This window comes from Flavobacterium cupreum (assembly GCF_003996965.1).
In the GTDB taxonomy this organism is placed as follows: domain Bacteria; phylum Bacteroidota; class Bacteroidia; order Flavobacteriales; family Flavobacteriaceae; genus Flavobacterium; species Flavobacterium cupreum.
Genome location: NZ_QWDM01000009.1, coordinates 172,140 through 195,540, shown reverse-complemented (window position 1 = coordinate 195,540; position 23,401 = coordinate 172,140). Strand labels below are relative to the sequence as shown.

At 38.3% G+C, this 23,401-nt stretch carries 16 protein-coding genes; 14 read left to right on the top strand and 2 right to left on the bottom strand.

Annotated elements, in window-relative coordinates; translation table 11 throughout:
* Positions 1–148: 148 nt before the first annotated feature.
* From D0817_RS15365 to D0817_RS26255, 9 genes are all read left to right on the top strand, one after another.
* On the top strand, positions 149–3,094 hold the full coding sequence (locus D0817_RS15365) for an Ig-like domain-containing protein (RefSeq protein ID WP_127339266.1): 2,946 nt from the start codon (positions 149–151) through the stop codon (positions 3,092–3,094).
* A gap of 312 nt (positions 3,095–3,406) precedes the next feature.
* Positions 3,407–4,753: a hypothetical protein gene (locus D0817_RS15360; protein ID WP_127339265.1), complete on the top strand. Its 1,347-nt coding sequence runs from the start codon at positions 3,407–3,409 to the stop codon at positions 4,751–4,753.
* An 18-nt stretch (positions 4,754–4,771) separates the two neighbouring features.
* Positions 4,772–5,182, top strand: coding sequence for a hypothetical protein (locus D0817_RS15355; protein WP_127339264.1), 411 nt, complete (start codon positions 4,772–4,774; stop codon positions 5,180–5,182).
* Positions 5,183–5,291: 109 nt separating this feature from the next.
* Positions 5,292–5,648 carry a hypothetical protein gene (locus tag D0817_RS15350; RefSeq protein WP_238160888.1) on the top strand — a complete coding sequence of 119 codons (357 nt, stop codon included), beginning with the start codon at positions 5,292–5,294 and terminating at the stop codon, positions 5,646–5,648.
* A 5-nt stretch (positions 5,649–5,653) separates the two neighbouring features.
* Complete coding sequence (locus D0817_RS15345) at positions 5,654–6,085, top strand: hypothetical protein (RefSeq protein ID WP_127339262.1); 432 nt, start codon at positions 5,654–5,656, stop codon at positions 6,083–6,085.
* Positions 6,086–6,088: 3 nt separating this feature from the next.
* Positions 6,089–6,505 (top strand): hypothetical protein, encoded by a 417-nt coding sequence (locus D0817_RS15340; protein WP_127339261.1) that lies wholly within the window; start codon positions 6,089–6,091, stop codon positions 6,503–6,505.
* A 5-nt stretch (positions 6,506–6,510) separates the two neighbouring features.
* Positions 6,511–6,921: a hypothetical protein gene (locus D0817_RS15335; protein WP_127339260.1), complete on the top strand. Its 411-nt coding sequence runs from the start codon at positions 6,511–6,513 to the stop codon at positions 6,919–6,921.
* 44 nt (positions 6,922–6,965) lie between these two features.
* Positions 6,966–7,397, top strand: a complete 432-nt coding sequence (locus D0817_RS15330) for a hypothetical protein (RefSeq protein WP_127339259.1) — start codon at positions 6,966–6,968, stop codon at positions 7,395–7,397.
* A gap of 244 nt (positions 7,398–7,641) precedes the next feature.
* Positions 7,642–7,821, top strand: coding sequence for a hypothetical protein (locus D0817_RS26255; protein ID WP_238160887.1), 180 nt, complete (start codon positions 7,642–7,644; stop codon positions 7,819–7,821).
* Between the two features lie 76 nt (positions 7,822–7,897).
* On the opposite strand, the gene D0817_RS15320 is transcribed toward D0817_RS26255, so the two are convergent.
* Together D0817_RS15320 and D0817_RS15315 are read right to left on the bottom strand one after the other, a co-directional pair.
* Positions 7,898–8,659: a phosphatase PAP2 family protein gene (locus tag D0817_RS15320; RefSeq protein ID WP_127339258.1), complete on the bottom strand. Its 762-nt coding sequence runs from the start codon at positions 8,657–8,659 to the stop codon at positions 7,898–7,900.
* 194 nt (positions 8,660–8,853) lie between these two features.
* Positions 8,854–12,804, bottom strand: coding sequence for a hybrid sensor histidine kinase/response regulator transcription factor (locus D0817_RS15315; protein WP_127339257.1), 3,951 nt, complete (start codon positions 12,802–12,804; stop codon positions 8,854–8,856).
* Between the two features lie 389 nt (positions 12,805–13,193).
* Here D0817_RS15315 and D0817_RS15310 point away from each other — a divergent pair, with 389 nt between their 5' ends.
* The 5 genes from D0817_RS15310 (at position 13,194) to D0817_RS15290 (ending at position 23,263) form a co-directional block, all read left to right on the top strand.
* Entirely contained in the window at positions 13,194–16,199 is a 3,006-nt protein-coding gene (locus D0817_RS15310; protein ID WP_127339256.1) for a SusC/RagA family TonB-linked outer membrane protein, read from the top strand.
* A gap of 18 nt (positions 16,200–16,217) precedes the next feature.
* A complete protein-coding gene (locus D0817_RS15305) occupies positions 16,218–17,744 on the top strand; it encodes a RagB/SusD family nutrient uptake outer membrane protein (RefSeq protein ID WP_127339255.1) in 1,527 nt (508 codons plus the stop codon).
* 78 nt (positions 17,745–17,822) lie between these two features.
* Positions 17,823–19,001 carry a glycoside hydrolase 5 family protein gene (locus D0817_RS15300; RefSeq protein ID WP_127339254.1) on the top strand — a complete coding sequence of 393 codons (1,179 nt, stop codon included), beginning with the start codon at positions 17,823–17,825 and terminating at the stop codon, positions 18,999–19,001.
* A gap of 1,082 nt (positions 19,002–20,083) precedes the next feature.
* On the top strand, positions 20,084–21,124 hold the full coding sequence (locus tag D0817_RS15295) for a glycoside hydrolase family 43 protein (RefSeq protein ID WP_127339253.1): 1,041 nt from the start codon (positions 20,084–20,086) through the stop codon (positions 21,122–21,124).
* Between the two features lie 318 nt (positions 21,125–21,442).
* Positions 21,443–23,263 carry a glycoside hydrolase family 2 protein gene (locus tag D0817_RS15290; RefSeq protein WP_127339252.1) on the top strand — a complete coding sequence of 607 codons (1,821 nt, stop codon included), beginning with the start codon at positions 21,443–21,445 and terminating at the stop codon, positions 23,261–23,263.
* Positions 23,264–23,401: the final 138 nt, after the last annotated feature.

Below are 23,401 nucleotides of genomic sequence, written 5' to 3'. Positions count from 1 at the left end.
TATAATATTGATTATCAGCTGTTTGATTAAACGAAATCGTTGTATAAATCTTGATTTTCACTATATCTTTTCTTTATTTTTCTTTTTAAGTCTAGTTTCGTTATATCCTTTTTTTAGGAACAAACTTACTAATTAAAAAACCAAAATTATGAAGAATCGATTACTTGCTATTTTTTCTACAAGAGAAAAATATGGCCTTTTCACAGGGCTCTTTTTCCTTCTCTTAACCTCAAATTTGCAGGCACAGCGTGGCTACTACGATGCGCCTTATAAAAGGTATGAAGCCAATGTGGGCCAATTGTCCAACGGTGCTGCTGCTACTTCAAAATCCTATGTGCAGGCTGATCTGCAATCGGAAGCTACTGACCAGCAATGTGTAAATCTGTCTGCCACCAATGCCACCGTTCAGTGGACACTTACTGAAGCTGCAGACGGGCTTGTCATTCGGTACAGTGTTCCCGACGGACAAACAGGAACTTTGGGTGTCTACAACGGCAACACAAAAATTACGACCCTGACATTGACTTCCACCTGGTCCTGGGAATATCTGTGGAGTAACGGAAATCCAAATAATGGCGGCATTACCAATCAAAACCCAAGAATGCGATTTGACGAAGTCCGTTATAAACTTCCTGCCAAAATCGCGGTATCCGGAACTTTAAAACTAGTGAGGGAATCAGGTAATATCCATTTGGATTTTGCAGAGCTGGAACCCGTTCCGGCTGCTGTTACCGCTCCATCCGGTTCCGTGACTTATACCGGAAACGGAAGTGATCTTCAGACTTTTATTGATGCAAACGGCGGCAAAAAAATATTTGTCCCGACTGGTGTTTTCAACGTTAACAGGGAATTGTATTTCGGCTCTGCCAATACTTCATTAGTAGGTGCCGGAATGTGGTATACCCAAATTAATTTTACGAATACGAGCAGCGGTAATGGCGGATTGCGTGCCAATGCCAGCAATATTTCATTTTCGGATTTGTATTTAACGACAAATTCCGCGTCAAGAAGCAATTCTTATAAAGCTATAAATGGTGTTTTTACGGCAACTTCAACAGTGAAAAACATATGGGCAGAACATTTTGAATGCGGGGCCTGGATTGCACAGTACAATGTCGGAGGCCCTGCAATTGCCGATGGATTTACACTGTCGCATTGTCGTTTCAGAAATAATTATGCCGACGGAATTAATCTGTGCAAAGGAACTGCTAATTCCGTTGTAGAACACTGTAATTTTAGGAATAATGGCGATGACGATCAGGCGATCTGGTCGGCGGACGGACTGGAATGTATCAATAATACGTTTAGGTACAATACTTCGGAAAACTGCTGGCGTGCATGTGGTCTGGCTATTTACGGCGGAAAAAATAACAAAGCCTACAATTTAATTATAAAAGACAATCTGGAAGCGGGTATCAGAGTCAGTAATAACTTTCCCGGCGCGCCATTCAACAATGACGGAATGCACGAAATTCATGATATTACCGTAACCACCTGCGGAACTTTTAATGATACGTATAACAATCCGGTAGCGGCAGTAGATATTTTCAGCGCCACTAATGCCGGCTCTCAGGTTAAAAATGTTCAGCTTTATAATCTCGATATTATTGATTCGAGAAATGATGCTATTTCGATCAGTAAAAGATCAGGAGACGGAATTTATAATCTTAGTTTTAAAGATATAACAGTTAACGGTACGGGTAAAGAATTCCCCAACAATAACGCCCTTAACAGAAATTGGGGAAGAGGATTTTTTGTACTGATAGCAGGTTCTCCGGCGGGGAATGGAACCTATTGCAATATGAATTATTCCAACAGGGGCGGAAATGCTACAGCTAATGAAGAAATCAGCGCAATTGGCTCCTTTTCGTGGACGCAAAGCAGTACCTGTTCCAGCACATCAGTGGCAGTCACAGGCGTAACGGTGACGCCGGCAACAGCCACTTTAAGCGTTGGCGCCACACAACAATTAACACCAACTGTTGCTCCGGCCAATGCGACAAACAAAACGGTGACCTACAGTTCTAATAATACCGGCGTTGCAACCGTAAACGGGACGGGTTTAATTACTGCCATTGCTTCGGGCACAGCCACCATTACAGTCACTACGCAGGACGGTTCTAAAACAGCGACTGCCGTAATTACAGTAAATTCATCAGCAGTGGCCGTTAGCAGTGTGAGCCTTAGTCCGGCCTCGGCAACATTGGCCGTAGGCGGAACCCAACAATTGACAGCAACAGTGCTGCCATCCAATGCAACGAATAAATCGGTTAGTTATGCTTCAAACAATACTGGCGTAGCAACGGTTAACGCTTCAGGTTTAGTGACGGCAATTTCAAACGGTACAGCCACCATAACGGTCACAACAGCAAGTGGAAACAAAACAAGTACGGCCATAATTACCGTGAGCACGGCAACAGGAAGTTATTTTACCATTAAAAACAGGTGGACGAACAATTATTTATACGATGCCGGTGCCAATGTAGGGTACGGTGCAACAGTAGCCAACAACAATTACAAATGGGAAAAAGTTGCTGTAGATGCCACTTATTTTGTATTGAAAAATGTAGGTACGGGAGATATAATGCATATTGAAAACTTAACAGGAGCCGTACAATGTACTGCCGGGTCAACCGGCTGGTGGAGTGCCCAATGGTCAAACGAAAATGTAGATGGTACCTGGGTAAGAATCAAAAACAGATGGCAGACCGGAAGTATGATCCATATCGAAAACCTTACCGGTTCTGCTCAATATGCCGGAGGCCAGAACAATTGGGAAAGTGCACAATGGCAATTTCAAAGCACGACCACAGCTAAAATGAGCAGCGAAAAAGCAGCATTAAGTATCGAAAATAATGCTTTTATCGGAATTTATCCAAACCCGGCGACTAACAATGAATTTAATATTGTATTCCCGGAATTAAAACCCGGTGATGTGGCAACAGTAACCGTTACTGATTTAGTGGGAAGAAAAGTTTTGGTAAACAAGCTAAGCGCCTCTTCAAAAATCAATCACAATTTAGCTAAAGGGATGTATGTGGTTACCATCAGCACCAGTGATTTTACTATTTCTAAAAAACTGATCGTTAAATAATTGGGTTGAAATAACATTCCGGAAAGACTCATTCTAAAATACAGGGAACGATTTTATAATACCTTAAAGTAAAACCAGTGGTAAATCACTGGTTTTTTTATGGGCTAAAATACTTTTTGTGCCGTTTTTACCCTCAGCGAATCGACTAAAATACATTAAAATTTATCCTGACAAAAACAAGTTATGCTAAATATCAGACCAGTTATTACATGAATAATAGGGTTTGTTTATTCCTGATGGATGCTCTCCTTTATTAAGTATAGTTTTAAGTGATGTTTTTAATAGAGTAATTAACCTTAATTTCTGTAAATTATGGATGGTAAACTAAAAAAGGCAGCTTCTATCTTTATCTTAATAAGTGTAGGAGTTTTTCTGTCACGATGCCAGCAAGATGAAAATGAGGCACCCGGCATTCAAAAAAAGGAGCAAAACAAAGCCGTTACTGCTGCAAAAAAATGGTTTGAGAACAGTAGGCTGCAGCTCGAAGCATTAGCCTTCACCGAAACGATTGACTGGAACAATGCCATTGTAACGAATGGAGAAATGGGAAGGACGATAGAAGTTCCTCTTATGCTGAAACCAAATACCAATACCAATGTTGTGACTGATGAAGACTACAAAACGCATATGAGATTATTATTTGTTCCCGACATAGCAGGTCAATACAAAGTGTACGACATTGTTTACACAACAAAAGACTACGCTTTTGACAATACGAATAGGGAACAAAATTTCTACCATATCGATCCCAGATATTCGGGCTACATCACCATTCAGGACAGTCAAAATAAAATTATATACTCGGGGGAATTTGTAAACGGAATGGTGACAGCCCTGCACAATTTAAGTAGGGAATCAAACGAAACTTCGCGAACATACTGCAGATATTGGGTTTATGTAGGTTCTTCTGTAAACTGCAGCAGCTGGGTTTGGGAACCTGATTATGGAAGCGGATACAATTGGGGACCTCCCGGTATGTCAGGTGCTGTTCCCCGGACGTATTTCCCTTCTTTTAAATTAGATCCCTGCGGTGCCGCTAAAACAACAACAGGAATTTCAGCGAAAGCTGGTTATTTAAACGCTAAATCCGATATTATGCAGGCGAGTACTGACGGAAAGGAACACAGTATTACCTTGGGGAATGGTGCAGGAGGCGCTTTAACCCAGGCACCTATGAACAACGGAGGGACAAACGGAGTAAAGGTCAACCAGAACTGGCCGGGAGCTTTTGCCGTGATGCACAATCACCCGAATAATACACCCCTATCATCAGGAGATATCTATACTGCGGTAACGCTGAATACAAAAAACAGTAATTTTACAACTTCTTTTATCTTAACAGGAGGTGAAACCTATGCCATTGTAATTACGAATTTAACAGCGGCAAAAGCTTTTGTGGCGGCTTATCCGGCGGACATATCTCCTATATATCCGCCGGAATTTCCTCAAATAATATTTGACCAAATTCAAGATGTAAAAACTAAATTTGGTGAATCAAATGAAGCACGAACAATGGTCATAGCCTTAGTTTTAGATAACAATAATGCCGGAATCACATTAATGAAACAAGATAGCAGCGGAAAATTTAATCGCATTAAAATCCAGCAAACCACAAACTCAGATGGCTCTAAAACATTTTCAGCCGTACCGTGTAATTAACTATAAAATTTAATAAAAATGAATGATACTTTCAAAATTTTCGTAATCCTATTATTTGTAATAAATACTAGCTGCAAAGCACAACAAATTGTTCAGACACCTGAAGATGTTTATAAGTTAAAAACGAATGAGCAGCAATTCATAAACAAACCTTTGAAAAATTTATTAAATGAGATAAAACCGGAAATTAAACTTGTACTAGGTACAGTAGACTACCCACCTTTTTTTTCTTTTTATTTTATAAGTCGAGAAGAATTGAACAAAAAAACACTTGGAAGTACTTTAAGATTTTATGTATATGTAAAAGAGCCTTTAGACTGGAATTTTGATAAAAGACCAAAGAGTACAGCATACAATTGGACAAAAGAGGATTTGGAAAAGTACGGAAATCTTACTGTAGAACGAATTAAAGTTAGTGGTAAAGAATAATTTTGTTAATCTTCAAATCCTTAAAATAAGACTAAGTACCATGAAAATCATATTAAAAACATTTATAATTCTATTCGTATTTGCAAACATTAGCTGCAAAGCACAACAAATGGTACAAACTACCAAAGATGTGTATCTATTAAAAATAAATGAACAGCAATTTATCGATAAACCTTTAAAAAATCTTCTCAAAGAAATAAAACCGGAAATCAAAACTGCAGATGCTACTAACGAAAATAATCCTTATTATTTTAGCTTTAAATTTAGAACATTGGAACAACGAAGAAAAAATATGGGAAGCAAAGAAGATCGTGTATCGTTATATGTCTATGTAAGAACTCCTATTGACTGGAAATATGAGGAAAGACCTAAAGGTCAGGAATTAAGGTGGGCCAAAGAAGAAGTAGAGAAATATGGTGATCTAATTGTAGTTCGAATCAAAGTAATTCAACCCGTAGAGGAATAGATGCTATGAAAAACATATTAAAAATATCCGCGCTTATAGTTCTATTTATAAACATTAGCTGCAAAGCACAACAAATGGTTCAAACTCCTAATGATGTCTATAAATTAAAGAAAAATGAGCAGCAATTTCTTAACAAGCCATTAAGAAATCTTCTGAAAGAAATAAAACCAGAGATAAAATCAGCTTTTGGAACGTTGAGCTCAGTAGGTTATCCATCGTATTTTTCATTTTCGTTTATTAGTTCACACGAATTAAAACAAAAAAAGGAAGGAAGAAAACTTATAGGATTATACGTTTATGTAAAAGAGCCCGTTGATGAATGGGATTATGGTACCAGACCAAAAGAAATAGAATTCTCCTGGCGAAAAGAAGATGTGGAGAAGTATGGTAATTTTACTGTAGTGAGGATTAAAGTAATTGAACGAATAGAAGACTAAAGTATGGAAAGTACTATAAAAATATTAGCAATATTATTTGTTATAAATTCTAACTGCAAAGCACAACAAATGATACAAACACATGATGACATTTATAAATTAAAAGCAAATGAACAGCAATTTATCAACAAGCCATTAAAAAATGTTCTGAAAGAAATAAAACCAGAGATAAAGATGGCTTTCGCAATAGTAGATTATCCATCATTTTTTGCTTTCAAGTTTTTTACTGCCACTGAGATTAATCGAAGGGTCATTGGGAGAAAACATAATAGTATTTATATATATGTAGAGGAACCGATTGACTGGAATTTTGATACAAGAATTAAAGGAAAAGAATACCAATGGACAAAGGAAGATTTAGAAAAGTATGGTAATCTTACTATAACTAGAATCAAGGTAGTTCAACGAATAGAAGACTAAAAAAAATGAAAAATACCTTGAAACTCTTACTGTTGTTTTCTGTGATACACTGTAGCTGCAAAGCACAACAAATGGTGCAAACTACCAAAGATGTCTATCTATTAAAAATAAATGAACAGCAATTTATCAATAAACCTTTAAAAAATTTATTGAAAGAAATAAAACCGGAAATAAAATTTGTTTCAGGTACGGTAGAATATCCGTCTTTTTTTTCTTTTCGATTTATAAGCCGGGAAGAATTAATTAAGAGACCATTAGGTGGAAATATATTAGGTCTATATGTATATGTAAAAGAACCTTTAGACTGGAATTTTGATAAAAGACCAAAAGATACAGCTTATAAATGGACAGAAGAAGATGCGGAAAAGTACGGAAACCTTACTGTAGAACGAATTAAAGTTATTGGTAAAGAATAACCTAATAATGATAATCTTCAAATCATAACGATAAAACTAAGCATATGAAAATCATATTTAAAACATTCATAATTCTATTCCTGTTTGCAAACATTAGCTGCAAAGCACAACAAATGGTACAAACACAAGATGATATTTATAAATTAGTATCCAATGAAGAGCAATTTCTCAACAAGCCTTTAAAAAACCTTCTGAAAGAAATAAAACCAGAGATACAATCAGCTTTTGGAGTCAAGGTTCCAAAAGGTTATCCATGCTATTTTATGTTTTCATTTAGTAGTTCAAACGAATTAAAACAAAAAATGATAGAGGGAAAATTTACAGGATTATATGTGTATGTAAAAGAGCCTGTTGACGAATGGGATAATGGTAAGAGATCACAAGAAACAGAGTTTGAATGGACCAAAAAAGATGTTGAAAAATACGGAAGTTTCACTGTAGTTAAAATTCAGGTAATTGATCAGACAAAAGATTAATAACATGAGAAATATAGTAAAACTATTCTTATTGTTGTTTTCTCTGATTCAATATAACTGCAAAGCACAACAAATGGTTCAGGTACCAAATGATGCACATAAATTAAAACTAAACGAATAACATTTCATTAATAAACCGCTAAAAGATCTCCTAAAAGAAATAAAACCGGAAATAAAACTTGTATCAGGTACAGTAGATTATCCACCATTTTTTTCTTTTCGATTTATAAGCCGGGAAGAATTAATGAAGAAATCAATATACGACACTACGTTTGGTGTAGGTTTATATGTATATGTAAAGGAGCCTTTAGACTGGAATTTTGATAAAAGACCAAAAGATACAGCCTATAAATGGACAAAAGAAGACGTAGAAAAATACGGCAACCTTACTGTTGAACGAATTAAAGTTATTGGTAACGAGTAATCAGACGATAAATTTTGCTAATCCTCAATCGTTTAATCGGTTGGGGATTTTTTTTAAAAGAAACGGAAAGTCGGCATTAAAATGTTTTAAAATAACAGAGGCTAAACTGTTTTCCATCATAGGAAGGCATAAGAAGAGAAGTTGATTTATTTTCTTTGGCGCCGAATAATTTTCGGGAAAGGTAAGGATTGAGCCAGTACGCTGCTTTCGTGCTGAGTATTCCGATTCCGGCTCCGGCAGCTACATCAGTTAGCCAGTGCCTGTTGTTGTACATTCTGAATACTCCTGTTCCGGTAGCGATGGCATAACCTGCAACCCCGTACCAAACCGACTGATCTTTGTATTCCTGATATAGAAATTCGGCACCTGCAAAGGCAATAGCCGTATGCCCTGATGGAAAAGAATCATTCGAAGTCCCGTCAGGCCGCTCGACATTTGTGATTGATTTTAGGCCAAAAACAGTGCCCACACAAATAATGGTGGAAGTAGCCAGGATAACAGAACGGTCTCTCATGTTGTTTTTGCCTTTCACCCCAAAAGCATTCAGTGCGTATACCGAAACTGCCGGGACATATCTTGAAAAATCATCGATAGTTACTTTGGTGTCTATGCTTTCTTTAACTTCATTACGAATCTGGAAATTAAAACTTTTAATCTGCCCGCTTTCAGCGCCCCAAAGACCATAACCCACTAAGATTCCGGGAATGATAAGCTGTTTGTAACCAAACCGTGTATTGATGACAGTATCAGCAGCGATACTATCCCTTTTCTGGTAATCCTGCGCAATTGCGGTACAGGATATCGAAAGCAAAAACAGAAGCAGACTAATTTTTCTCATTTAAATCTCTGAATTATTAAACAATACTGTCGTTGACTTTCAAAATTGAAGCAGAATATTTCCCCTAATTTAAAGTCATAAGTCTAAAGATATTAATTTTATGGGAGTCTGCCATACGTTACGTTTTCAATTTCACTTAATTTCTCCTTAAGTTTTGAACACACTACCTTTAAAAAGGAACATACTGCCGGTAATTATTTATTCATCGTAATATACTCTGAAGGCGTCATCGAAAAATGCTTCTGAAAGTTTCTTCCAAAACTCGTCTGCGATTTATAGCCTACCATTTCGGCAATTTCATACATTTTGAAATTCTCATTCAAAAGCAGTTCCGCGGCTCTCTTCAGACGTACGATATTAATCAGCTCATTCGGACTCAGATTCGAAATATCCTTGATTTTTCGATATAAAGTAGAACGGCTCATGTTCATGATTTCTGCGAGGGATTCCACACTTAAATCCGGATCCGTAATGTTTTTCAGAATTTCATCGTCAAGTTTTTTAAGGAACTTTTCATCGGTTTTATTGTGTGCGATACTTTTGATGTGCGAAAGGGGCGAACTCGCATAGTAATTCATAATCTGTTTTCGGTTTTCGATTAAGTTATGCGCCTGCACCTTTAGGTAATCCATCGAAAAAGGTTTTGCAATATAAGCGTCAGCCCCGACTTCCAAACCGTCAATTTGTGATTTAAGGGAGTTTTTTGCCGTTAATAAAATCACCGGAATATGACTGGTTTCCAGGTTGGTTTTGATCTCTTTGCACATCGTAATTCCGTCCATAACCGGCATTGAAACATCACTGATCACGAGCTGGATATTTTCATCATGAATTATTTTCAGTGCTTCTTCGCCGTTTTCCGCTTTTGAAACGGTATAAGTAGAAGCCAGTCCGGCAGTAATGAAATCGAGTAAATCAGTATTGTCTTCGACCACTAAAATCTGGGGTTTCTCATGTTTGGTTTCCACTTCCTTTTTTTCTGTTTCCGTTGGGCTCAGGTCTTTTTCAGAATCGGTGTACAGCATAAATTCCTCTTCCTGATGCAGCGGTACCACTAGTTCGAAAATATTGAGTCTCGAATGCTGGATTAATTGTAAAGTCCCGTTGTGCAGCTGTGTCAGCGCATGTGCCAGCGAGAGCCCGATTCCTGTTCCGGAAGTGCTGTCCATATTATCCACCCTGAAAAACGGTTCGAAAATTTTTTCTTTGAGCTGAAACGGAATCAAATTCCCATCGTTTTTAACCGCCAGTGTCAATTTCTTGTCATCGCTGGAAAGTGTTATTGAAACCTTTTCTTTGGAGTATTTGATCGCATTACTGATGAGGTTACTCAGGATCTTTTTTAAAGCTTCCTTATCTACAAAAGCCAGAATATCCTTTTCGCCCAGCTGCATTTCAAATTCAATTTCCCTTTCTTCAATTAACGGACTGAATCTCAAATGCAGATTTCGGATTATAGACGAAATATTGGCCTCCACAAAAGTCAGTTTCAAACCGCCAATTTCTGATTTTCGGAAGTCCAGCAATTCATTTACCAGCTTCAGTAATCTCGAAGTGTTTTTTTTCATGATCGAAAGATTCTGCGGCACTTCAGGCAGTTGGTGTTCCATAATCAGAAGCTTCTCGAGCGGTCCTTTTATGAGTGTCAGCGGTGTTCTGATTTCATGCGCAACGTTGGTAAAAAAGTCAATCTTGGCCTGATAGATTTCTTTTTCTTTTTCGTCGTTGAGGTGTTTTATTTTGCGGTTGTTCTTAATCTGTGTCAGATTTTGCGAATAACGAATGATGTAATAAAACAATCCGCAGATCAGTAAAAAATAAAAGAAATAAGCATACGAACTCGCCCAGAATGGCGGCAAAATCCTGATTTTGAGTTTCACTTCCTTGCTCCATACCCCAAAACTGTTCAGCGATTTGACCTTGAAAACATACGTCCCTGGAGCCAGTTCGGTAAAGAAAACTTTATTGTTTCGTTCAAGATACACCCAGTCGGTATTGACATTCTCCAGCTGATACCAATATTCGGTCAGTTCGGGAGCGGTGTAGTTTAAGGATGCAAATTCAAGATTGAATGACGACTGATTGTTGTTCAGTTCCAGTTCGTCCAGATGCGAAATCGATTGTTTGATAGGCGAGTCGTTTTTATCGACATCCACATCTTTATTGTTGATCTGAAGGTTGGTGATAAAAGTAGAAGGCGTATATTTATTTTTGGTAAAATGCTTCGGATTAAAACTGATCATTCCGTTCAGGTTTCCAAAATACATATCACCATTAGTGTCTTTATAGGCCGAACTGTAATTAAACTGATCGCTTAGGAGGCCATTGGCTGTAGTGAAAATTTTGATGCTTTTATGATCCTGACTGAATTTGACCAGCCCTTTGGAAGTCGTCAACCATAAATTTTTGGCATCGTCTTCTAAAACAGAATACACCACACTGCTCGGAAGGCCATTTTTGCTCGTGAATTTGGTAAAAGTCCGCGTTTTTTTATCAAAAAGATTCAGTCCGTTTTCAGTGGCGAACCAAAGGTTTTTATGGCTGTCTTCAAAAATAGAATTAACCGAATTGTTGCTGATGCCATCCGGATTTTTATAGTCGTATGTGAAAACTTCCCTTTTATGGCTTTTCGGATTGTAAAAAAACAAGCCGTCCCTGTAGCTTCCCGCCCAGTAATTGCCGTCGCTGTCTTCTTTGAAATTGGTATAATGCGTACTTTCCGGAAATATTTTGAGGATCTCGAAATTGTCGTTTTTTTCGTTATAGCGATAAATTCCCATAGTCGTGACCACCATTAAATCTTTGTTTCTGGTTTCTGCGAAAGAAAATATAAAATTGCTTCGTAAACCCGTTGAAGGGTCATTGGCACTATAATGCCTGATAACGGCACCTGTTTTCTGATCCAAAACATCCAGACCATGTTCAAAAGTACCCACCCAGATTTTGTTTTTTCTCGGCAATAACGCGTGGATGTTATAGTACGAAACCCCGCTTTTACTTCCATTGGGGAGGTACGCAGTAAATTGCTGCGTTTTCGGATTAAAGCGGTTCAGTCCGGCATCCTCGGTTCCGATCCAAAGATCGCCGTAATCATCCTTATGGATTTCCCTTACTGCGCTTCCGCTAATGGAATTCTGGTTCTTCTGAGGGAAATATTTCTTAAACTGCGTGTATTGTTTCTGATGATAATTGATTCCGCCAAAATAAGTGCCAATCCAGATTCCGTTTTCCTTATCAATGGTGATCGAGTAGGCGGCATTGTCTGAAATCGCATAAGGATCGTTAAAATTCTTGCGGAGATTAATACTGGTTTTGGTTGTAAGGTCATACACATACACCCCGGATTCACTGGCTATCCAAAGTGCTTCGTTTCCTTTCTTTTTAAACTGTCGGACAAAAACGGGTTCCTTACCGGAGAACTTTAAATCGGTGGTGCTTTTTGTAGTTACATTATACACCAATACACCATGATCCTGCGTACCGATCAGAATATTGTTTTTGTCTAAGGCATAAATAACGGTGATCCTGAAATTAACCTTATTCGCAGGCGCATTTATACTGATATTTTCAAAGGAAAGACTCTCTTCAGAGTAATGGTATATTTTATTTAGTGAGGAAGCCCAGATTTCTCCCTTTTCATCTCTGGTGATTGAGGTGGTAATAAAGTATTTGTTCGGATTGAAAGTTTTGGTTTCTTTTTTTGTTGGGGAGTATTTGTATAAAATATTTCCGGATATAAACCAGATATTTCCCTTCTTATCATGGTTTATATCGTTGATCCTGTCATTAATAGCTTCATTCAGAATGGTGAACTGATCTGTCTTTTTATCATATTGATACAAACCTTTATCGGTTCCTACCCAAATCACACCTTTATATTGGTGCAGCGACTGTATATAGTTGCTTCCTAAGCTGTGAACGGGATCCGACTGGCTTCTGTATGTCTTAAAGCGATAACCGTCAAAGCGGTTCAGTCCATCTTTGGTCCCAAACCACATAAAGCCGTCTTCGTCCTGCATGGAAGTAATTACAGTATTGTTCGAAAGCCCTTCTTCAACCTGGAAATGCTTAAAGTAATATTCCTGTGACTGAATAAAATTTATCGAAAAAAAGAATAAAAACAAAAAAAGAAAGAATTTACGCATCGTTACATTTTTTTTAATAAAAACAGGTTTCCTCATATCGTGTCAATGTTCAACAAAATGTTGCAGCACACTTAAAAGATCTAATTTTTTATACCATTTGAATCATTTGAGATAGAAATTGACACAAATCAAAGGTTTTATTTTGAATAAAAATCATCTACTTTGAATTTTAAATAAATGATATTGATAATTTTTAGGCTAAAAAAATAAACTATCGGTAAAATAAAGTTTGAAAAAATACGTCAAATATAATTTTGAAATTAAATGAACAGATTTTTACCAAACCACAATATTAATTATTTTTTGCTTCGCATCAGGGATGATTAAAATTTTTAATAAATACTTGTAAAAACCAACCAAAAAAGAAAACTATCTAAAATGAAAAATCAATGAAAACAACGTTCACTCAAATTTTAAAGCAGAGATATTACCTCTTGTTTTTCTTTAGTTTATTAGTACAGCAAACGTATGCACAACAAATTACTATTAAAGGAAAAGTAACATCGGCGACAGGAGATGCCATTCCGTTTGCCAATGTGCTGATCAAGAATACTTCCAATGGTGCCGTGACGGATTTTGACGGAAGTTATTCAATCGCAGCCAAACCAACAGATATTTTGGTTTTTAGCTCACAAGGATACAAATTAAAAGAAGTAGCGATTAACAACCAGACTACCATAAATGTTTCCATGGCAGAAGATGCGCTTGCGCTGAATGAAGTGGTTCTGGTAGGATACGGTTCACAACAGAAGAAAGATTTAACCGGAGCCATATCAGTAGTAAAGGCAGATGAAATCCAGAAAAGACAAATTACGACAGTAGCCGACGGACTTCAGGGTCTGGTTACGGGTGTGAAAGTTCGTGGCGGAGGGCGCCCGGGTCAGGAAGCGAATATTGAAATTCGTGGTCTGAAAAATCTTCAGAATGCAAATCCGTTATACGTAATTGACGGTCTGGTTACTTCAGCCAACAGGGATTTTAACCCGAACGATATCGAAAGTATCCAGGTTCTGAAAGATGCATCGGCAGCAGCAATCTATGGTTCAAGAGCGGCCAATGGTGTCATCATCATTACCACCAAAAAAGGGAAGAAAGGACCGCTTAAAGTAGAAGTTTCAGCCAAAACAAGTTTTACGACAATGCCGACCTATAGTTTAACGGGAACAGAAGAGTTCGCAAAATTAAACAATCAGGCGTATGATAATGCCGGATTTCCAAGACAAAACTTAAATATGGCAGTTAATACAGACTGGCAGAAGGAAGTTTTTAGTACCGGAATGATTCAGGATTATAACGCCAGTGTTTCGGGAGGTGGTGACAATTCCACTTTCTTTATGTCGGCCAATTATTTTGGAAATGAAGGAACGGTAGTTTCAACAGATTTTGACAGGATTTCATTCCGTGTCAATTCAAGCGGATCAAAAGGAATTTTCAGTATTGGGGAAAATCTGGCCATCAGCAATTCAAAAACAGATGAAATGTCCGGAAACCCAATCATTGACGTGTACCGTCTAACCCCAACCATTCCGGTGTATGACGCTTCTAATCCGGGTGGTTATGGTTACGGAAAACAAGGTGTAGCTGATACTTTTGGGACCAACCCTCTGGCCATTGCTGATTTTGCGGATACCCAAAATGAAAATTTCAGGATCAGGGGAAATATCTGGGCCGAAATAAAATTTGCATCCTGGTTAAAATACCGTTTCAATTTTGGTTATGAATCCAGTTTTGATTCGTACAAATTTCTGAGAAAAGTGGGGAACTGGTCTTTAAACCAGCCGCCGGATCAATCGTATACCGACCAGAACAAAGGAAGATCAGAAACAAAACTGTTTGAAAATACCCTGACTTTCAAAAAAGAATTCGGTAAGCATGACCTGACTATTTTAGTGGGGCAGACTTTTCAAAAAGACGATTACAATCAAATTTACGGAACAAAGAGAAACCTTCCGATAAATTCAGCAACTGGACAATACTATGATGTTTTAAATCAGGGCGATTCGCCTGTCGTGGGAGGCTTTATCAATGAAGCGGCGCTGGCCTCATATTTAGGAAGGTTAGAGTACAATTATGATAACCGCTACTTATTCAACGCTGTAATCAGACGTGACGGATCTTCAAGATTCAGTAAAGGTAATCAATGGGGGAATTTCCCTTCGGTTTCTGCCGGATGGAGAATTAGCAATGAATCTTTCTTTAAATCAGAATTCATTAAAGATTTAAAATTAAGAGCAAGTTACGGAGAATTAGGTTCCGGAAATATCAGGGAATACGAATCTAAAAGCTTTATCAATAATTTCGGGCAGATTGTTTTGGGAGACGGACAAAGTTTATATCCTTCTGCCACTCAGGTTAAACTTTCAAATGCACAATTGCGTTGGGAAAAACTAAAACAGACCAATTTTGGTTTAGACGTTGCCGTTTTAAATAATGATTTACGTTTTACGGCTGATTATTTTATTGCCCGTACGGAAGATGTATTGTTTGGTTTCCCGATTTTATTAACTACCGGTAACGACGGAGGAAACCCAATTTCAAATGCAGCAACAGTAGAAAATAAAGGGATTGAACTGGAATTGGCCTACAGCAAAAAAATCAATGACTTCTCATTTAATGCTTCTTTAAATTTTACAAAAGTAAATAACAAACTCGTTGCCTTAGGAAACGGACAAAACGAAAATATTGTCGGAAACACCATGACACGTGCAGGAAATGCTGTGGGAATGTGGTATGTTTTGCAAACTGACGGATTGTTTCAGTCTCAGGAAGAAATTCAAAATTACAAAAATGCAGCCGGAAAAGTAATTATGCCAAATGCTGTACCGGGAGATATTCGTTTTAAAGATGTGAATGGCGACGGTGAAATTAACAATAAAGACAAAGACATTGTGGGAAGCCCGTGGCCTGAATTTGAAATGGGATTCAATGCCGGAGCAGAATACAAAGGTTTTGATTTTTCTATGAACTGGATTGCGTCGCACGGTGCAACTGTGTATGACGGATTTAGAAGCGTAGTAGATCGTTTTGATGACAATAGTAATTACAGAACAGGAATTCAGCCGTGGACACCTGAAAATCCAAATACCGATTTCCCGAGAATCACAAAAGGGTCAACATTAAATTCAAGAGGAGACAGTGACCGTTTTCTGGAAAGCGGAGATTTTATCCGACTTAAATACATTGGATTTGGTTATAATTTACCCGACAGCGTTTTAAAAAATTCCGGAATTACAAGAGCAAGATTAACATTATCAGCACAAAACGTTATTACCATTACAAAATACAAAGGCTTAGATCCGGAGTTTACCAACAGTAATATTTTCGAAAGAGGTGTAGATAATGGTGCGTTCCCGAATCTGCAGACGTATTCTTTTGGTGTTGAGTTTAGCTTTTAATTTTAAAAAAACAGCATAATGAAAAAAATAATAATAGCAATCGTAGTTTTTTCAGGCCTCTTTTTTGCATCATCCTGCGAAAATGAACTGGACCTGAACAGCCAAACTGATATTGAAACAGGACAATATTGGAAAAGTGAAAGTGATGCCCAGGCAGGTGTCAATTCTATTTATGCCATGTTCTACAAAGACGGATTATGGGCAAGATGGATGTATTTCCGCTTAGACTTAACTTCCGACGAAGGATTCAGCAACAGCCCGTGGACAGAACTGGCCGACTGGACCAGATTCAATTATATCAATTATAATTTCTGGGAAGGAAATGCTGTAACGTGGAGAGATACCTACAAAGCTGTTTTCAGATGTAATCAGGTTCTGGCTTACGTTCCCAACATTGCTTTTCAAAATGAAGATGATAAAAAGAAAGTTTTAGCACAAGCTAAATTTTTCAGAGCGATGCATTACTATTACGCAGCGATTCTTTGGGAAAATATTCCATTGGTTTTAGAGCCTTCAACTCCGGCCGATTTACCACAACAAAGAAATGTGACCGAAGTTTGGGCCCAGATCGAAAAAGATTTAAACGAGGCTTATACCGATTTACCGGCAGACTGGACAGGAGATAACACAGGAAGACCGGATAAAGGTGCCGCAAAAGCTTTTCTGGCAAAAGTATACATGCAGCAGCACAAATGGCCTGAAGCCAAATCAGCTTTAGAATATTTAATCACAGGTCCGGGAGCCAAATACAGTTTAGTAGCAAACTACAGGGATAATTTTACAGATGTAAATGAAAACAACAACGAGTCTGTATTTGAAATTCAGTTTGGCGATCAGAGAAAGGGCGGAACCGGTGAAGATCCAAATGCTGCAGTTTCCAGCAATCGTGGTCAGTTTTTCGCACCAAGAGGAATTGGATGGTCTGACGGACAAGCACGTTACTGGTTGGTAGATGCCTTTAAACAGGAAAAAAATAAAGACGGAAATTTAGATACAAGATTAAGATATACTTTATACTATCCGGCTTTAGAATCCGATTTTGGAGACAAAACCTATGGAAGAAACTGGGAGTGGGGTAATAATGAAGCCTGGTTTAGAAAAGGAAGCCGTGATTATTACCGAAACAACGAAGATTATTACAGTCAGGTCAATTACAGATTAATTCGTTATGCCGATATCTTGTTACGCTACGCCGAAGTTTTGAATGAAACAGGAAATACGGCAGGAGCTTATCAATATGTTGATTTGGTAAGAGCACGTGTAAACATGAATACTTTAGCCGTTTCACATCCTGAAATCGGAAATGATCATGATAAATTTCTGGAAAGGCTAAAAACAGAACGCGTTTTAGAATTAGCCGGGGAAAGTGTTCGCTGGGAAGACTTAAAACGCTGGGGAGATTTAGATACCCAGGCTTCTGTGGATAAAATTTCGCTTCGTGATCCTGATTTCAAAACCTTTACAGTAGGTAAAAACCATAGATTGCCTATTCCGCAGGTAGACGTGGACAATAATCCAAACTTAGACCAGCATCCTGAATATTAAACTATTTTTTAAGGGAATCAGACGCTTTCTGATTCCCTTACTCAACAAAGAACGTTCGTTCTAATTAAGAAATTGATAATGAGAGAAATTAAATTGTATCTGACACTTGTGTTAGCAGGCACACTATTGATAAGCTGCAACAACAAAAAAAATAATTCTGAAGAAAATAAAAAAGAAGAAACAGCCGTAGTTGAAAAAAGAGAAATCTGGACCAAGGATCAGGCTAATAAATGGTATGCCGAACAACCGTGGTTAGTAGGCGCAAATTACTACCCGAGTACCGCCATTAATCAGTTAGAGATGTGGCAGGCCGATACTTTTGATGCTAAAAGAATTGATCAGGAATTAGGCTGGGCAGAAGGAATCGGCATGAATGTCATGCGCGTTTACCTGCATGATTTATTGCACCAACAGGATGCCGAAGGCTTTTACAAACGAATGGATACTTTTTTAGGAATTGCCGATAAACACCACATCAAAATTCTGTTTGTTTTGTTTGATTCCTGCTGGGATCCGTTTCCGACCTTAGGAAAACAAAGAGCCCCGAAACCACATACACACAATTCAGGCTGGGTGCAGAGCCCGGGCCAGAAAGTGCTTCAGGATGCAACGCAATACCCGCGTTTGGAAAAATATGTAAAAGAAACTGTTTCGAAATTCGCGACTGACAAACGTATTTTAGGCTGGGATGTCTGGAACGAACCGGATAATATGACCGGTCCTTCTTATGAAAAAGTAGAAATTAAAAACAAAGCGGCGCTGATTCTGCCTCTTCTGAAAAATGTATTCGTCTGGGCAAGAGAAAGCAATCCTTCACAACCGTTAACTTCCGGTGTCTGGGTAGGCGACTGGAGTGATGAAGCGAAAATGCTGCCGATGCACAAAATGCAGATTGAACAATCTGATGTGATTACTTTCCACAATTACAACAAACCTCAGGATTTCGAAAAAGTGATCAAACAACTACAGCGTTACGGAAAACCATTAATCTGTACAGAATATATGGCCCGACCAAACGGAAGTACTTTTGAAGGTTTCCTTCCAGTCGCCAAAAAATACAACGTAGGAATGATCAACTGGGGATTAGTGGACGGAAAAACACAAACCAAATACGCCTGGGACAGCTGGACTAAAACGTACGATGCAGAACCAAAAGTCTGGTTCCACGAAGTATTCCGCAATGACGGAACGCCTTACATCAAAGCAGAAACGGATCTGATTAAGAAAATGACAGCAGAAGCGAAGGAGAAGAATTAGATAATTAGACTTCTTAGATTTTTAGATAGTTAGATTTTTTTTGCCACGGATTGTGCGGATTAGACGGATTTTTAGCGGATCATTTCACTAAGTAAGCACAAAAAAAATCTGCATAATCTGCGAAATCTGCGAGAAAAAATTAGTGAAAATTAGCGCAATTCGTGGCAAACATTTAGCAACAGGTAAACAAGAATTAGATAATGTGTCAATGAGATATGAGATTTCTTAGATTTTTAGATCGTTGGATTTTTTGCCACAGATTACACGGATTAGACTGATTTTAGCGGATCATTTCCACTAGGCACGCACAAAAAAAAATCTGCATAATCTGCGAAATCTGCGAGAAAAAATTAGTGAAAATTAGCGCAATTCGTGGCAAAACTTTTAATCCGTAAAACCCGCGAGAAACAAATCCTAATAATCCTTTAATCTGTGGCAAGAAAAAAAAATAGCGAAAATTAGCGCAATTCTTGGCAAAAATTAGCAACAGGTAAACAAGAATTAGATAATGTGTCAATTAGATAATGAGACTTCTTAGATTTTTAGATCGTTGGATTTTTTGCCACAGATTACACGGATTAGACTGATTTTAGCGGACATTTCCACTAGGCACGCACAAAAAAATCTGCGTAATCTGCATAATCTGCGAGAAAAAAATTAGTGAAAATTAGTGGAATTCGTGGCAAAACTTTTAACCCGTAAAACCCGCGAACAACAAATCATAATAATCCGTGCAATCTGTGGCAAGAAAAAAAATTAGCGAAAATTAGCGCAATTCGTGGCAAACATTTAGCAACAGGTAAAAAAGAATAAGATAATATGTCAATGAGATAATGAGACTTCTTAGATTTTTAGATAGTTGAATTTTTTTTCTTGCCACAGATTGCACGGATTAGACTGATTTTAGCGGATCATTTCACTAGGCACGCACAAAAAAATCTGCATAATCTGCGAAATCTGCGAGAAAAAATTAGCGAAAATTAGCGCAATTCGTAGCAAAACTTTTAACCCGTAAAACCCGCGAGCAAAACATCATAATAATCCCTTAATCTGTGGCAAAAAACATTTTAATCGTAAACAGAATGAAAAAACAAACAATAAAACAGCTCTGTGCACTGGCAATATTTCTTTTTGGTTTATCGTCCTATGCACAACAGCCAGATCCGCCGGGACAGGTCAAAGGAAATGCGAAACCCAAAAACGAAGCCTATCTTTTTGCGCACATGACGCATACCGATTACGGAAGATTGTATTATTCCGTAAGCCTTGACGGTTTGCACTGGGATAATCTAAACAACGGCAAAAGAGTTTTCGAAGACTATAAAGGGCATCCCGATATCTGCAAAGGACCGGACGGAAAATATTACATCGCCGGAAATACAGGCGATGATGCAAAAACAATCAACATCTGGGTTTCAGATGATTTAATCACCTGGAAAAAACACGCCGATTATACGCCCGATTTAAAAAGTACACCCGATTATTCGAATGCTTTGCAGCGTATTGGTGCTCCAAAATTGTATTACGACAAAGACTCGGAAAAGTTTATTATGACGTGGCACACCCCGCATTTAGACGGTACAAAAGAAGATCCGGAACGGTATTGGGCAAGCCAGCGAACTTTGTATGTCCTATCTAAAGATTTAAAAACATTCGAAGGAGCCCCTAAACGTTTGTTCGACTGGGATATGGGAACCATTGATGTCTTCATTCGTAAAGTTGGCGATTCCTACTACGCAGTGATAAAAGATGAAACCTACCCAACGTTGTACTGGACCACAGGAAAAACCATTCGGATTGCAAAGTCGAAATCACTCTTAGGACCGTATTCTTTGCCCCAGCAATCCATAAGCCCTAATTTCAGGGAAGCCCCAATGTTGATTCCTTCTCCCGATGATAAAATCTGGTACATTTATTACGAACAATATCCGGGAGTCTCTTACGGATTATCGATCGCGGATAACCTAAACGGACCGTGGTTTCAGGCCTCAGGCTACACCTTTTTTTCCGACTGGGACAAATACAGTTTTCCCGAAAAAGTACGCCACGGCTGTATGATTACCATTTCAGGAAAGGAATACGATAGTCTGGTGAAGAAATTTGGTCTTGTGAAGAAGTTGTGAGTTATGGGGTGTGAATTATGAGTTATGAGTTGTGAGTTATGGGTTGTGAGTTATGAGTTATGAGTATGGGTTATGAGTTAGGATGAAGGTATTGTTGTGTATTTTGAGTTAATACGAAAACAGAGATTATTGTACCGGAAATAAATAGTTAAGCATTTCATCCGACTCATAACCCATAACTCATAACTCAAATATAAAAATTTGGTTAGTTAAAGTTAGTGTTTGAAATTACCAGGCTGTGTGGATATAGTCTGGTAATTTATTTAGTAAAGAAGAAATAGCAATAGTCACGGAAATTATTGCATAAAACGATAGAGAATGAATACAAAAACTACAGTTTTGGTGGCGCTTTTTTTAAGCTGCCTGGTTCATGCGCAATGGAAACCACAAGGAGATAAAATCAAAACGAAATGGGCCTCACAGGTAGATCCTGCAAAAACATTACCGGAATATCCCCGTCCGATTATGGAGCGCAGCCAATGGAAAAACCTGAATGGTTTATGGAATTACACCATTCAGGATTTTGGAAAAACGGCACCTTCAAAATATGACGGGCAAATTCTGGTTCCGTTTGCGGTCGAGTCCAGTTTGTCGGGTGTGATGAAACAGGTGGGCGCAGAAAAGGAACTTTGGTACGAAACGAATTTCACAATCGACTCCAATTGGGACGGACAAAATATCCTGTTGCATTTTGGCGCTGTCGACTGGAAAACCGAAGTCTGGATCAACGATGTCAAAATCGGTTCGCATACCGGCGGATATACTCCGTTTTCATTCGATATTACCCCTTTTATTAAAAAAGGAAATGCACAAAAATTAATTGTAAAAGTCTGGGATCCTTCTAACGATGGCACACAACCAAGAGGAAAACAGGTAAAAAATCCCGAAGGAATCTGGTATACGCCCGTAACGGGTATCTGGCAAACCGTATGGATCGAACCTGTAAGTGCTAAAAATATTACGGATTTAAAAACCACTCCGGATATCGATCAGAACAGCATCAGCGTAAAAGCCGATGTTGCAGGAGCCGAAGCGGGAGATCTAATTGAAATTTCGGTTTTTGACGGCACAAAAGAAATTGCAAAACAAAAAGCAGTGGTGGGAGAAAGCCTGGATATCGTACTCGACAACCCGAAACTATGGTCGCCTGAAAGTCCGTTTTTATACCAGACAAAAATCAGCCTGATAGTTAAAGACAAAGTCGTTGACGAAGTAAAAAGCTATTTTGCCATGCGAAAAATTTCGTCTAAAAGAGATGAAAATGGCATCATGAGAATGCAGCTGAACAACAAAGATTATTTCCAGTTTGGCCCTTTGGACCAGGGCTGGTGGCCGGACGGCTTATACACGGCACCAACCGATGAAGCCTTAAAATACGATATCATTAAAACCAAAGAACTGGGTTTCAACATGATTCGAAAACACGTAAAAGTAGAACCGGAACGCTGGTACACCCATTGCGATCAGTTAGGAATTTTAGTTTGGCAGGATATGCCAAGCGGCGATGCACAGCCGATCTGGCAGGACAGGAAATATTTTGACGGAACCGAATTACAGCGCTCTGCAAAATCGGAAGCCATCTATAAAAAAGAATGGAAGGAGATCATGGATCATTTGTACTCCTATCCGAGTATTGTGGTCTGGGTGCCGTTCAACGAAGCCTGGGGACAATTCAAAACCGTTGAAATTACAGAATGGACCAAAAATCATGACCCAAGCCGCCTGACCAATTCATCGAGTGGCGGAAATCATTTCCAAACCGGAGATATTCTGGATTTACATCATTATCCCGGACCGGAATTGTATTTGTACGATGCCAGAAGAGTAACGGTTTTAGGGGAATATGGCGGAATCGGCTTGCCGCTGGAAGGACATTTATGGAAGGCAAAAGACAATTGGGGCTATGTTAAATTCAAAAACGAAAGTGAAGTTACCGCTGAATATATCAAATACGCGCAAACACTTAAAAACTTTGTAACAGCAGGATTTTCGGCAGCAGTTTATACGCAGACCACTGATGTGGAGGGAGAAGTAAACGGTTTTATGACGTACGACAGAAAAATAGATAAAATGGATTTCAAAAAAGTAAATAAAATCAATACGGAGGTTATTGATGTCTTAAATAAAAAGAATAAATAAAATAGCTTTTAGAATAAAGAATAAAGATTAAAGATTAAAGATTAAAGATTAAAGATTGTTGATTTTACAGTTCCCTAAATATGAAATCTAAAATCGTTAATTAACAATCTAAAATCTCAACACCCGGCGGGTAAAAAA